The 12,743-nt window shown below is 63.4% G+C and carries 10 protein-coding genes and 1 pseudogene; 4 read left to right on the top strand and 7 right to left on the bottom strand.

All coding sequences use genetic code 11. The annotated features are described in order from the left end of the window. Positions 1-1,007: 1,007 nt before the first annotated feature. Positions 1,008-1,595 carry a MarR family transcriptional regulator gene (locus HFP48_RS30305; protein WP_168580997.1) on the top strand — a complete coding sequence of 196 codons (588 nt, stop codon included), beginning with the start codon at positions 1,008-1,010 and terminating at the stop codon, positions 1,593-1,595. A gap of 5 nt (positions 1,596-1,600) precedes the next feature. Here the strand turns inward: HFP48_RS30305 and HFP48_RS31360 are convergent. Then, a pseudogene (locus HFP48_RS31360) lies at positions 1,601-1,784 on the bottom strand (transposase); the annotation flags it as partial. A gap of 161 nt (positions 1,785-1,945) precedes the next feature. On the opposite strand from HFP48_RS31360, the gene HFP48_RS31925 reads away from it, so the two are divergent. Beyond that, the gene (locus HFP48_RS31925) at positions 1,946-2,416 is read left to right on the top strand and encodes a helix-turn-helix domain-containing protein (RefSeq protein WP_246872653.1); all 471 of its coding nucleotides are present in this window, start codon (positions 1,946-1,948) and stop codon (positions 2,414-2,416) included. Continuing rightward, positions 2,305-3,081, top strand: a complete 777-nt coding sequence (locus HFP48_RS30300) for an IS630 family transposase (RefSeq protein WP_246872651.1) — start codon at positions 2,305-2,307, stop codon at positions 3,079-3,081. Before HFP48_RS31925 ends, HFP48_RS30300 begins: the two co-directional genes overlap by 112 nt. 671 nt (positions 3,082-3,752) lie before the next feature. On the opposite strand, the gene fabG is transcribed toward HFP48_RS30300, so the two are convergent. From fabG to HFP48_RS30280, 4 genes are all read right to left on the bottom strand, one after another. Next, on the bottom strand, positions 3,753-4,523 hold the full coding sequence (gene fabG, locus HFP48_RS30295; protein WP_168580996.1) for a 3-oxoacyl-ACP reductase FabG: 771 nt from the start codon (positions 4,521-4,523) through the stop codon (positions 3,753-3,755). A 70-nt stretch (positions 4,524-4,593) separates the two neighbouring features. Next, positions 4,594-5,385, bottom strand: coding sequence for an enoyl-CoA hydratase/isomerase family protein (locus HFP48_RS30290; RefSeq protein ID WP_168580995.1), 792 nt, complete (start codon positions 5,383-5,385; stop codon positions 4,594-4,596). A gap of 90 nt (positions 5,386-5,475) precedes the next feature. Beyond that, a complete protein-coding gene (locus HFP48_RS30285) occupies positions 5,476-6,474 on the bottom strand; it encodes an acyl-CoA dehydrogenase family protein (RefSeq protein ID WP_168580994.1) in 999 nt (332 codons plus the stop codon). Continuing rightward, the gene (locus HFP48_RS30280; protein ID WP_168580993.1) at positions 6,471-7,646 is read right to left on the bottom strand and encodes an acyl-CoA dehydrogenase family protein; all 1,176 of its coding nucleotides are present in this window, start codon (positions 7,644-7,646) and stop codon (positions 6,471-6,473) included. Before HFP48_RS30280 ends, HFP48_RS30285 begins: the two co-directional genes overlap by 4 nt. 442 nt (positions 7,647-8,088) lie before the next feature. Here HFP48_RS30280 and HFP48_RS30275 point away from each other — a divergent pair, with 442 nt between their 5' ends. After that, on the top strand, positions 8,089-8,886 hold the full coding sequence (locus tag HFP48_RS30275; RefSeq protein WP_168580992.1) for an IS5 family transposase: 798 nt from the start codon (positions 8,089-8,091) through the stop codon (positions 8,884-8,886). Between the two features lie 898 nt (positions 8,887-9,784). Here the strand turns inward: HFP48_RS30275 and HFP48_RS30270 are convergent. Together HFP48_RS30270 and HFP48_RS30265 are read right to left on the bottom strand one after the other, a co-directional pair. Then, a complete protein-coding gene (locus tag HFP48_RS30270) occupies positions 9,785-11,257 on the bottom strand; it encodes an aldehyde dehydrogenase (protein ID WP_168580991.1) in 1,473 nt (490 codons plus the stop codon). A 478-nt stretch (positions 11,258-11,735) separates the two neighbouring features. After that, on the bottom strand, positions 11,736-12,596 hold the full coding sequence (locus HFP48_RS30265; protein ID WP_168580990.1) for a mycofactocin-coupled SDR family oxidoreductase: 861 nt from the start codon (positions 12,594-12,596) through the stop codon (positions 11,736-11,738). Positions 12,597-12,743: the final 147 nt, after the last annotated feature.

Genomic DNA, 12,743 nt, shown 5'->3' with positions numbered 1-12,743 from the left:
AGCTCGGCGCGGTGCGGATCCTGAGGCGATCCGGCCACACTGGCGTTGCAGCTGGAGAAGGCAGGAGAGCGCCCGTAGGCGGTGCTCGACGCCATCTACGGTTGGCACTGGGCAGTCGATGCCCTACAGGCTGCCGGCACATCAGTGCATCTGGCACACCCGTAAGGATTGAGGGATTCCGATACCGTCGAGGGAAGAGCGATGTACGTGATGCCGCGGATCTGGCGGATCTGCTGCGAATGCACCGACTGCCCGAGGCGTGGAACGCGCTCCCGACTACCCGCGAGTTGCAGAAGCCGATGCGGTACCGCGCCAAGCTGGTGGCGCTCCGAGTCGGGGCTGAAGGCCCAGGTGCACGCCGTGCTCGTCTAGACCGGGGTGTCGATCCTGGTCTCGGAGCTGTTCGGGGTCGCGGGCCGCGAGAAGCTGAATGAAGGCACCACTCGGTGAGATGTACGCACAGTGGGTATTCTTCCCTCTCTGCTTGAGCTGATCGACGTCCTCGACGAACACGAGGTCCGGTTCGCTGCCCGAATTACCGCAGAACTGAGCAATCATCGCGGATGTACGGCGATCCAGGCCCTGCCTGGAGTGGGGCCGTCCTGGCTGCGGTGTTCGTCGCCGTGCACCGCTTCGCCGGTCCCGCGCGCCCGTGCTCTTGAGCCGGATTGACCCCGAAGCACGGCAAGTCCGACACCGTGGGCGCATTACCAAGCAGGGCGGCAGCCTGGGCGTTGGGCGGCGGTCGGCGTCCATCCTACAGGGATGACAGGCGTGTTTCCTTGCGCACCTAAGTGCCTCGACAGTGGCCTCGATCATGGAGGTGTGCCACAACAACACGCTCAGGTTGGGGCTGTGGCGCCGCCCGCTATACTATTAGCATCTAGATTATCTCTCTGGGGATAATTTAGGATGTGGAGTATCAGGGATGTTTCTCTGTCGTTTTGACGTAGCAGCCGGCGAAGCTGGCCGCGTGATCCACACATGTACTACCAGAGGAGCGCGGCATGGCCACTCGAAAGAGCAATGGGACGAAGCAGGGACAGGAGGCCCCTGTGGGGCAGCTTGATCTCCAGGACCCGCTCGAGGTAGCGATGACCCAGCTACGGGAGGTTGGCTTCCCCAACAGCGAGATGTTCGAGTTGATGACGTCGCTGTACCGATTGCAATCCATGGTCCAGATGCGCATGGAGGAAGCACTCAAGCCTTTTGGAACTAATCTCACCTGCTACTTCGCACTCGTTACCCTGTCAATTTGGAAGAACGGGCTTCGACACAAAGAGTTGGCAGACTACCTAAAAATTCACCCCACCACGGTCACCCTTGTCGTCGATGCGCTCTCGCGTCTCGACCTGGTGGAACGACGTCCCTACCCCATGGATCGCCGGGTCTCGCTCGTATTCATCACCGAGGACGGACGTGCTTTGCTGGCGCGCGCGAGCGCAGCCATGGCTGCCTACAACTTCGGTTTGCCCGACAGCGTCTTTGACATCGACCGCGGCCTCCTTCTGGAACAACTGGCACACCTTCGCGTCGCTCTGGGTGACACGGTCCGCGATCAGACCGTCCGCACCCAAGACAGCACGCCTGACTGATCGTTTCAGGATGCCTTTCGGAATCGCCTCAAACAGATGATGCTGCAGGTGAGTTCGAGCAGCCCTTGGTGCAGGTCGGCGCGTACCTCGGAGCGAACGCGCAGGCGCCTGAACTGGTGTAACCGGGCAAGTGTGCGTTCGACCACCCAGCGGACCTTACCGAGACTGGAAACCGTGCGAAGTACCGCGAGGGCCGATCTTCGGCGTGGTACCCCTGGATGCGCAGCAGATGCCAGACATCCAGGAAGGATCATCCTAGCTAGTAGCGTGTCGCTGCTTAATTCTGTCCTGTTTCGTTACGGTTGGGGCGGCAGGCTTCCCCTTCCCCTCTGCCGGTCAGGACTGTTGTCATGCCTTCGCAGAAGAAGCGTCCGGTGACGTTGAGCTCGGCTGATCGTGAATTCTTGGAACGATTGACCACCACCGGGGTGCATCCGGCCTCGATGATCCGACGGGCCCGGATGTTGCTGGCGCTGGACACCTCGGCCGGGGCGGTCGATGAGAAGAAGGCGATCGCAGCACGGTTGGGAGTCTCGGGTGAGACGGTGCGACTGGTGGCCAAGCGGTTCGCCGAGACCGGTCAGGACGTGGAGGCCACGATCGGGCGCAAACAGCGTGACCTCCCGCCGGTGCCGTCGCAGATCACCGGCGAGATCGAGGCCAGGTTGATTGCGTTGGCCTGCTCACAGCCCCCGGCAGGACATGCCCGGTGGTCACTGCGACTGCTGGAGAAGCACGTCGCCCTTGTCGAGGACATCCCCGACCTGGACCACTCGACCATCGGCCGGATCTTAAAAAAACGACACTTCGTCCTCACCTGAAGAAGTGCTGGACCATCCCACCCAAGGCGAACGCGGAGTTCACGGCTCGGATGGAGGATGTCCTGTCGGTCTACGCCCGCCCCCACGATCCCTCTCGCCCGGTGGTGTGCATGGACGAGAAGCCCTACCAACTCCTCGCTCACGTGCGTGACCCGATCCCGGCAGCCCCGGGCCGCGACCGGCGAGAGGATTCGGAGTACGTGCGGCAGGGGACCTGCTCGATCTTCTGCTGGGTCGAGCCTCTGGCCGGCTGGCGGCGTGTCGATGCCCAGCCCCGGCGCACCAAGGTCGACTGGGCCCGGCAGGTCAAAGAGCTATTGTGCGTGGACTACCCGGACGCAGAGACGGTGGTGCTGGTGATGGACAATCTCAATACTCACGGCATCGGATCGCTCTACGAGGCCTTCGAGCCGGCCGAGGCGTTCGCGCAGCGGCTCGAGATCCACCACACCCCCAAACACGGCTCGTGGCTCAACATCGCCGAGATCGAGCTCTCGGTGCTGACCCGCCAGTGCCTGGACCGGCGCATCGAGGACCTCGAGATGCTGGGCGCCGAACTCACTGCCTGGCAACGGCAGACCAATGCCGATCAACGCCAGGTCCAGTGGCACTTCACCACCGACGACGCCCGCATCAAACTCCGCCACCTATATCCCAAGACTTAGCGGCGACGGTCTATTAGCATCTGCTCCGCCATTTCGGCACCGACACCGAACACAGCCGTTGTTCGGGGCGCGACCGCCGCGGACAACGGAGCGAGGTGCCGATCTGCTGTGCGGGTTCCATCGTGCAGCGCGGTGATCCAGCGTGCGACGGCGCGCAATGCTGCTTTGGTGGAGATGGTCGGATCACCGACCCGGTCGTCGTCGATGCGGAACGCCGCACAGCGATCAACCAACTGCTGCCCGCGTAGCCCCCGTCCAGTCAGCGCGCAACTTCGCGGGTGCACTGACGATCACCTCGTGAAACTGGTCGAATGCCGCGGTCCGCGCCTTGATTGCGCCCTTCCGCGGCACCCGCAGCACCCGCAGCACACGGATAGCCTCCACCGGGTGTTCTGGCATGCGTAGAACTTTGAGTGCGACGACGCCGGCGTCGGCTGGACCGGACTTGCCGCGGCGGTTCCGGCGTCGCGGGCATTCGACCTCGACGACCGTGATGCCGGCCGCGCTCAGCGCGGCTTGAAAGCAATAGGAGCATCCATCCTGATGGACGCAACCCTTGAGGCTTAGCGTCCAGGCGTCTCCTACCCACCGAAAGAGGCCGACCCGATGTAGCCGGGCCTCAGGACGGTGTCGGATTTCCGCGGCCGCTTGCATCTCTCGCTGGCGACACCTCAGGCCCGAGGCCCACCCGCAACGTACAAGACCTGCCCGGATACAAAACTCGCGTCGTCACCGACCAGGAACGATGCCGTTCCGGCAATGTCCTCCGGGCGACCTACGCGGCGTACCGGGATCTTCTCCGCTGCCGTCGCCTTGAAATCGTCGAACGCCACCCCCAACCGCTCCGCGGTCGCCGCAGTCATGTCGGTCGCGATGAACCCGGGAGCGATCGCATTGACCGTCACCCCGTACGGACCCGCCTCGATCGCCATGGTCTTGGTGAAACCTTGCAGCCCAGCCTTGGCCGCCGAATAATTGGCCTGCCCGCGGTTTCCCAGTGCCGAAGCAGACGAAAGGTTCACGATCCGACCCCATCCTGCTTCTCGCATGTGAGGAAGTACTGCCTGAGTCATCAGATACGCCCCCTTGAGGTGAACGTTCATGACCAGGTCCCACTCCGAGTCAACCATCTTCACCAGGAGGTTGTCGCGCGTCACTCCAGCGTTGTTCACCAAGACGACGGGCGGCCCCAGTTCAGTAGCGACCCGTTCTATCGCACTGGTGACGTGCGCTCTGTCGGCCACGTCAGTGCCGATCGCTAGTGCCTGTCCCCCATCGTCGATGATCTGACCGACAGTCTCGGCACACGCAGCCTCGTCGAGGTCGAGCAATGCGACGGTGAACCCGTCCTGGGCGAGCCGTTTCGCCGTCGCTGCCCCGATTCCACGTGCGGCTCCGGTGATGACGGCCACTCGCCGGACCGTGTGGGATGTTTCGCTCATCGCTTCTCCAATGTTCTAACGGCCTTGCTATCCCCGTAGGTCGGATCATCCCGACCAAGTGACGGCTCACTCATCGGCCGTGATACTTCGGTACACGCTTGTCCTTGAAGGCATCAATCGCCTCTAACAGGTCGTCCGAGCCGAGCGTGGTCAGCTCCTCCGCACCCGCCAGGGCGGCCACCTCCGCGAACCGGGCTGCCATTACCTGGTTGAGCGCTCGCTTGGTGCCACGGACGGCCAAGGGGGGCAGGGCGGCCAATCGGGCCGCGAGTGCCCGGGCCGCAGGTAATACGTCCTCGGCGTTGTCGACCAGGTCGGTAACCAGGCCCCAGTCATGGGCGAGCGACGCGGGGATCGGGTCACCGGTGAGCAGATAGCGACGGGCGCGCAGCATGCCTGCCGCCTGTGGCCAGAGCAGGCACCCGCCGTCCCCGGCGACCAACCCGATCGCGACATGAGGGTCAGCGAGCTTGGCCGATGACTTGGCGACGACGGCGTCGCACGAGAGAACGAGGCTGGCGCCCAGTCCGATGGCATCGCCCTGCATGGCCGCCACCACCGGCACGTCGAGCTGGGTGAGTGCCTCGAGGAGCCGGAGTCCTTCCCGCACTGTCGCGTCACGCGTAGGCAGATCAGCGTGGCAGCGGGCCATCCATTCGAAGTCGCCGCCGGCGGAGAACACGTGCCCCTCCGCCGCAAGGACAACCGCTCGCAGCGACGTGTCGTGCGAAAAAGTCTCAACTGCCCCCACCAGCGCGTCGTGCAACTCCTGGTTGACGGCGTTGCGCACCTCGGGCCGACGCAGTGTCACTTCGGCGACGTCACCGTCGCGCTCTACGGTCAGGTAGTGCCGTAACGTCATGGTTTCCTTTCGGAGGGTGGTGCCGGAAGTGGTCGCGATAATGCAGAAGACCGGCTTCGGCGAGGCGCTCTGTTTGCTTCCAGCGCAGCGTCAACGGCCCCGGTGGATCCGCGCCAGCTCGGTCAGGTTTCCCTGGACCATCAACTCGTCCGCACGCGCGCGCCGCAGCGCCGACCCGATGCCGAACTCCCAGGTGAAGCCAACCCCGCCGTGCAACTGAACTGCTTCGCCGCACACCAGTGTTGCTACCCGGGTCGCCTCCATTGCAGCAGCGAAACAGGTACATTCGTCATCAGGTCGGCGAGCCGCTTCGTAGGCGAGCGCCTGCGCCGCCTTGAACGACACATACGCGCTTGCGCAGCGGTGCTGGAAGGCTTGGAACGAGCCAATCGTAGTGCCGAACTGCTCACGAGTGCGTGCATAATCGACCGTTGCCTGCAAGGCTCCTCGAGCCGTGCCGATAGCGTCCAGCGCGATCACCACTGCTCGTCGCCGCCGCCAGATATCGACGAGACCCACCCCGGTTAGGGGCACCGCGGCCGAACGGTCAACCATGTGGACAGTGAGAGGCCGCGTCGGGTCAAACGCTGCCATGGCCGTCGACGACAGGAGCCCCTTCTCGCGCGACACGAACGCCGCGGATACCCCGCCACCAGGGGAATGGATCGGCAGCAGCAGATAATCGGCCTCCGGCGATCCGGTAGCGAGAACCTCGTTCTCGTCGGCTGCAGCTAAGGGGTCGTCCACCGCAAGCGCGACCTCGGCGTCTCCGCGGACGATGCGCTCCACAGCACAGGTCACCGCGTCGGAACTTTCCGCTGCAGTCAGAACCGCGAGTGCAACGCCGGCGGTCCAGCCAAGATCGGAGTCGGCGCGGACTTCGCCGCAAGCCTCAAGCACGGGTGCCAAATCCGCGAAGGAACCGCCTGCTCCGCCCAAGTCTTCGTCCATGCCTATGCCGTACCAGCCAAGGGCCGCGGTCTGTCTGCGGCCTGCATCTGCGCTGGCCAGATACTTTCGTGCGACCGCGGCGAGCTCGACGTGGTCCGGGGTCCACCCAGCAGGCATGTACACCTCCGGTCCGCTCATCGACGCACCCCCCGCGGCAGGCCCAGGACACGCTGAGCGATGATCGTGCGCTGAATTTCGTTAGAGCCACCCGAGATCGTGAGACCCCAGGAACCGAGCCAGTCAATGCTCGAGTGGCCGCTGACCCAACCCTGAAAGTGCTCGACAGACGGGTCGATCAGTGCCGTAGTCCCCCGTTGCAGCATCAACAAACTGGTCGCGTCCTGAAGCAACTCCGTGTAGGCGACCTTCAGCGTGGACGCAGCACCCCCGGAGGTCTCGTCGTCCATCATGGAGCTGTAGGTCTCGAGCGCCAGGGCACGCACCGCGTAGGCTCGAGCCAGCATCCGCGTCAGCTCACGCGACCGCGCCTCCTCGTGCGAACAGGTCGAGGACAGTGCCTGTTCAAGGTTGAACACGACTCGCTCAATGAGCTCTACGCCGAAGGGGCCGCGTTCGGCCTGGAGAGTAGTCTGGGCGATGCGCCAACCGTCGCTGGGGTCGCCAATAACACAATCCCCAGGGATGCGCACTTCGTCGATGAAGATCTCGCAAAACTCGCTATGTCCCGTGATCTGCCCAATCGGACGCACGTCAACGCCGGGAGCTTTCATGTCCATGATGAAGTAGCCGATCCCTTCGCCCCGTACCGAATCCGGGTCGGTCCGGGCAAGAAGGAGACAGTGGTCCGCGAAAACGGCGTTGCTCGACCAGATCTTCTGCCCCGTGACCACCCAGCCGTCGCCGTCAGGCACCGCCTTCGTGCGTAGAGACGACAGGTCACTGCCGGCCCCTGGCTCCGAAAATCCCTGGCACCAGACAGTTCCCGAAATTGCCTGCCGAATAAACCGCTCGCGCTGCTCAACGGTACCCGCCTCCAGTAACGTCTCCGGCAGGTGGCGAAGCGAGATCAGAAAGGCATCCAGTGTGGGTGCATCAGCCCGTGCCCACTCTTCGAAGAGCACGATCTGATGAGCCATGTCGAGCCCGCCACCGCCCCACTCCACGGGCACGTGCGGAGCCCCGAAACCCCGCCTGTTGAGGATCGTCAGCCAAGAACGCTGCCGATCCAGGTGCTCAGCGGAATCGATACCAGGAGCGCGGGGGTCTTCTTTGGGCGACGGTGCGTTGTCAGCAAACCATGCGCGAACGTCGCCCCGAAACTCAGCAAGGACTGGGTCGAGGACGCTCATTGGGCGACAACCCCCAACGTAGTCGCCGACACAGGGACGACATCGAACGTGATGATGAGCGCCGTGAGCGGCGCAGAGATACAAGCCCCTGTCATGGTTGCACGATCCTCCAGCCGGGGTTCGATTCGGACTGCAAGCCGAAATGATTAACGGATGAAACTAGACGATTACCCACTTGTTTAGTCATCGACTATCTAGTGTCGAACATAGTGGTCCTGGCTACGGTCCGTCAAGGACCGTCCATAAATTCAAAACTTGTCTCTTAGAGAGCATCTGAGAACTCGGTGAGCGTCGGCGTGTGACAGCTGAGATACGGCGAGCTCCTGGTAGGTCAGTGAGTGCTTACGTCCCTGCCCTACCAGGAGATCACTTGCCATCTTCACCTATCGCGCTGTGCCCGTCATGCCCTACCCCCGATCAGCTCGGTGGACACCGGTGCGCGGTGTACCCGTCATCGTCGGTGACCGACGCGCAATGGGCATTGCTCGAGCCCCTGCTCCCACCTTTCGGAAACACCGAAGGTCGAGGTGGCCGCCCCGAAAAGCACTGCCGGCGAGTGGTCCTCGATGCAATCTTCTACGTCGTACGGGGCGGCATCGCATGGCGGCAGCTACCGGCGGAGTTCCCACCGGCGAGCACCGTGTGGGCGATCTTCGCCCGCTGGGTCCGGGCGGGGGCGTGGCAGCGTATCCACGACGCCCTGCGGGACCGCACCCGTGTCCGCGGCGGACGCCACCCGCTGCCGTCGGCGGCGATCATCGACTCCCAATCGGTGCAGGGCGCCGACACCGTGGGCCGGTCGAGTCGTGGATACGACGCCGGCAAGAAGACCAACGGCCGCAAACGTCACATCGCGGTCGACACCAACGGACTGTTGCTCGCGGTGGTGGTGACCATGGCCGGGATCCAGGACCGCGACGGTGCGGTGCGACTGCTGGCGGCGGTGCGGGCCCGGTTCTCCACCGTCGAGCTCGTGTGGGCCGACGGAGGCTACGCCGGACGGCTCATCGGCTGGGCGAAACACGTTCTTGCACTTGCGGTCGAGGTCGTCAAGCGCACGGACGACAGCAGAGGATTCAAGGTTCTGCCCCGCAGGTGGGTGGTCGAGCGGACCTTCGCGTGGATCTGTAAACACCGTCGCTGCGTCCGGGACTACGAGGCTCGGCCCGACCACCACGAGGCGATGGTCTACATCGCCATGATCGCCACCATGTCGCGCCGACTCGCCAGTACCGCCTGAGCCGAACGGAGTTTTCAGATGCTCTCTTATGAACCAGATCCCCTTGCGGCATGATGCATGCCGTGGTCGATGCCTAGTTCTCCCGGTTGGTGCCGGATACGTAGTGGGAGACCGTCGAACCGCTGCCACCTGCGTTGCCACGCTCGCGCAGCCACCGGCGGTGGGCAGTGGAATCGTAGCCATTTTCTGGGCTCTACTGACGTGACCGTGGGTGGGGTCCGGCCGTGGTGGAAGCGCACCGACGATATCGCGGCGACCAGCGGTGGCAGCATCACGGCGTCGTGGGCTTTCGCCCCCCCTTCGCGGCTTCCTGCAACCCGCCGGCGCACTGACCTGCTGGAAGAAACACACCGGGTAGGGCGACGTCCTGCAAGAGGGCGGAAAGCCCTGCTTCGATGATCCTTGGCCATCGAAACAGGGCTCAGGCAGCCCCAATCAGGGGGGGTGTCAGGATCTGCCCGTGTCCACACATGGAGGGCACGCCGCCTCGCCCACTCTGCATGCACACCGCTGGCCCAACGTATTACCTGCGGTGGATGATTGTGGGACGAGCTGTCGACAGGTATGGCCGTCCTCCCCGGCAACCACATTCGCTGTCGGCATCGATACACTACTCAATTTTGCTCTACAACACCACCATTCACCTCGGTCGGCGTCTTGGTACATCACCTGCACATAGGGACCGACCGTTGGTCGCCGATGTGGGCAAACGCCAGCTGCGACAGTTGCGTCCCCGGGGGACGCGGAGTGCCGGTACCAGGGCGTTGGTGCGAAGAGCCGCGTGAAGCAGGTGCTGGCCGCGGGCGTACGAACACCATCGCCGTGAACGCTGCGCGATCGTCGACCGAAGCACATCTCGCATCGCGGTGCGCACCATCACCTCAGACAGGCTCTTAATTCAGAGGGCAAGCGATTCAGGCAGCCCGATGGACTGGTACTCGACGTAGCTGTCGATCCCCTCGACGCCGAGTTCCCGGCCGATGCCGCTCCGCTTGAAGCCGCCCATCGGGGCGTCGTTCCCGGGCGGACAGCCGTTGATCTCGACGGTCCCTGTGCGAATCCGCGTGGCAATCTTGAGGGCCCGCTCGGGGTCTGAGGTGAAGATGGATCCGCTGAGCCCAAACGCGGAGTTGTTGGCAATCTCGACGGCTTGCCGTTCGTCGTCGTAGGGAATGATGGCCACCACAGGTCCGAAGATCTCATCCTGGGCGATTCGCGCGTCGGGGTCGACATCGGCAAACACGGTCGGTTCCACAAACCAGCCTCGCTGCTGCGTGTCAGGGCGTCGACCCCCAGCGACCAGGCGCGCTCCCTCCTGATGTCCTTGAGCGATGTAGCCCTCGACCCGCTCTCGCTGGCGGCTGGTAACGAGGGGGCCCATCTCCGTGGCCCGGTCCATAGGATCTCCCAGCACGATCGCGTCGGCCGCGGCGCCGAAGCGGTTGGCGAATTCCTCTTGCCGGTCTCGGGAGACAAGGATCCGAGTCTTCGCATTGCAAGCCTGCCCTGCGTTCGTGAACGACCCGCGCTTGACCGCATCCATCACCGTGTCGAGATCTGCATCGTCCAGGATAATTGCAGCCGACTTGCCACCGAGCTCGAGACTGACACGGCGCAGATCCTGACCACATAGGGCACCGATGCGCTGACCAGCGGCCGTCGACCCGGTGAAGGTGATCTTGTCCACGCCGGCATGGGTTACCAGGCTCTCGCTGGCTTCCCGGTCTGCGGGCACGACGTTGACAACACCGTCGGGCAGGCCTGCCTCCTGGAGCATCTCAGCCAAGAAGTACGCGTCGAGCGGAGTCTCCGGCGCAGGTTTGAGTACGACCGTGCAGCCAGCCAGCAGCGCAGGTACCAACTTGAACATCATCACCATCTGAGGTGCGTTCCACGGGACTATCGCTCCGACGACGCCCACCGGTGCGCGCCGAACCAACGCCTGTCCGTTGGTGGAGCGTCGATGCTCGGTCCATGGGTACTGCTGGGCGAGTCGTGTGAAGCTGTCCAGAATCATCCTGGGCAAGGCCGACTGGAGGGACTCGGTCAGCGAGATCGGGGTCCCCATCTGCATGGTCCCCAGTTGCGCGAGAGCGTCTCGATTCTTGGCGTAAAGGTCGCTGAGGCGCCGAAGGACATCAACTCGTTCGCCCAAGGGAGCGTGGGCCCAGTCTCCCTGGTCGAATGCTGTCCTCGCCGCGAGGACGGCACGATCAATGTCGGCTCGGGACCCGCTGGGGACCTTGGCGACGACCTCCTCGGTAAAGGGCGAAACGACTTCAATGGTGAGGTCGGAATCCGGCTTGACCCAGCGCCCTCCAATGAAGAGGGTCTCGTGAATCGCTGACTCAACCGTGGGCCTTGTTGTCATCTGCGTGATCGCTCCTTTGCGATTGGCGTGGCTCGCTGTTCAGGACCGGGATCGATAGACTGAGGTGTGTCTGGCCTCAATTCGGTAGTCCGCCGGGTCAATAGCCGGTCAGGGCCGGTCGTGCTCATGGTTGTGTTTCTGTCTTCCCTCGGCGGTAGTCGAGCCGGCGTTGGCGGGCGGACGTCGCGACGTCGGCAGATGGCTTCACCGAGTCCTCAGTGTTCCGCGCCCGGGTGACGTAACCGATCCTGGCTGGAGCCTGCACGTGTTGCACTTGTCTCGGACCTCATCGAACTTGGACGCCATCGTGCCGGGGCCGGTGCTCAACTGCAGGATGGGACCCCTCACTCTTGCCGTGCCCGAACAGGATCTTGATCCAGGTCTGCTCGGGCGGGATGCTGGGTCGGAATCGACGGGTGCGATGAGCTTGTCGAATCGACGACACGCTCTCACACCTCACTTCCAGTGATCAGCACTTTTAGGGCGTGTAGTCGCGCACCTTCAGGTACCCGCCCGCATCGACGCGCAACTGGAGCCCCGTGACGAAGCGAGAGTCGTCACAGGCTAAGAAAAGGACCGCGTTCGATACGTCGTCAACTTCCACCCAGGGGACACCACCAAGCGCGTTCATCATTGGGAAGGTCTCCAACGCGTCCTCCCTCGTCGGTTCGGCGAGATCGGGCCGGAAGCTCTTGTACATGGGTGCGCTTTGCAGCATATCGGTATCGCAATTCGTTGGGTGCACAGCGTTGACGCGGATATTGTGTGGTGCCAACTGCAAAGCAAGGTCATGAACGAATTGTGCGAGGTATTTCTTCGAGCTGGTGTAGCCGGCGCCACCAGGGCCATTGGCATCTGGCCCTGCATCACGGGTGAGAAAGGCAGCCAAGGATCCGGTGCAGATTATCGAGCTGCCCTTACCGAGGTGCTGCAATGCAGCCGTCACCGTATTGGCCACTCCGATGAAATTGACATTCACCGCGTCCATGAAGCCGATCGGCGGAACATCTGCGCCCAGCGGGGCGATGCCAGCGTTGGCAACCACGATGTCGAGGCGCCCGAACTCAGCAATACCGTCGTTCACCGCCGAACTCAGCGCCACAGGGTCTCGCACGTCGGCCTGACGGGCAACGACGCGACGGTCGAGTTTTTCGATCAGTCTTACCGTTTCGTCGAGATCCTCAGGGCGCGACAACGGGTAGTGCACCGTGGCGATGTCCTGGCACAGGTCGACCGCGACGATATCTGCGCCCTCCTCGGCGAGTCGCAAGGCGTGGTTGCGGCCTTGCCCACGCGCAGCCCCCGAGACCAGCGCGACCTTATTGTCTAGCTTGCCCACTTCGTTTTCCTCTCATTCGAACTGCGCAACCGGCCCTCGGCATAACTCAGAGCCTAGAAGAAATAGACCTTTGCTGACGCGTCGGCGTATTTGCAAGCGCAGTAGTCTGACCATAGATTGTCTAATGCCACTCGAATTTCTCAGCCA

The sequence above is a fragment of the Rhodococcus sp. DMU1 genome (assembly GCF_012272955.1).
Lineage (GTDB): Bacteria > Actinomycetota > Actinomycetes > Mycobacteriales > Mycobacteriaceae > Rhodococcus > Rhodococcus aetherivorans.
Note: the sequence above shows the minus strand (reverse complement) of the source record. Positions and strands in the feature narration are given on the sequence as shown.

Coding starts and splice junctions, on each gene's coding strand:
- HFP48_RS30270 (WP_168580991.1), bottom strand. CDS start 11,257: ATGACAACAAGGCCCACGGTTGAGTCAGCGATTCACGAGACCCTCTTC.
- HFP48_RS30290 (WP_168580995.1), bottom strand. CDS start 5,385: ATGACGTTACGGCACTACCTGACCGTAGAGCGCGACGGTGACGTCGCC.
- fabG (WP_168580996.1), bottom strand. CDS start 4,523: ATGAGCGAAACATCCCACACGGTCCGGCGAGTGGCCGTCATCACCGGA.
- HFP48_RS30280 (WP_168580993.1), bottom strand. CDS start 7,646: ATGAGCGTCCTCGACCCAGTCCTTGCTGAGTTTCGGGGCGACGTTCGC.
- HFP48_RS31925 (WP_246872653.1), top strand. CDS start 1,946: ATGCCTTCGCAGAAGAAGCGTCCGGTGACGTTGAGCTCGGCTGATCGT.
- HFP48_RS30285 (WP_168580994.1), bottom strand. CDS start 6,474: ATGAGCGGACCGGAGGTGTACATGCCTGCTGGGTGGACCCCGGACCAC.
- HFP48_RS30305 (WP_168580997.1), top strand. CDS start 1,008: ATGGCCACTCGAAAGAGCAATGGGACGAAGCAGGGACAGGAGGCCCCT.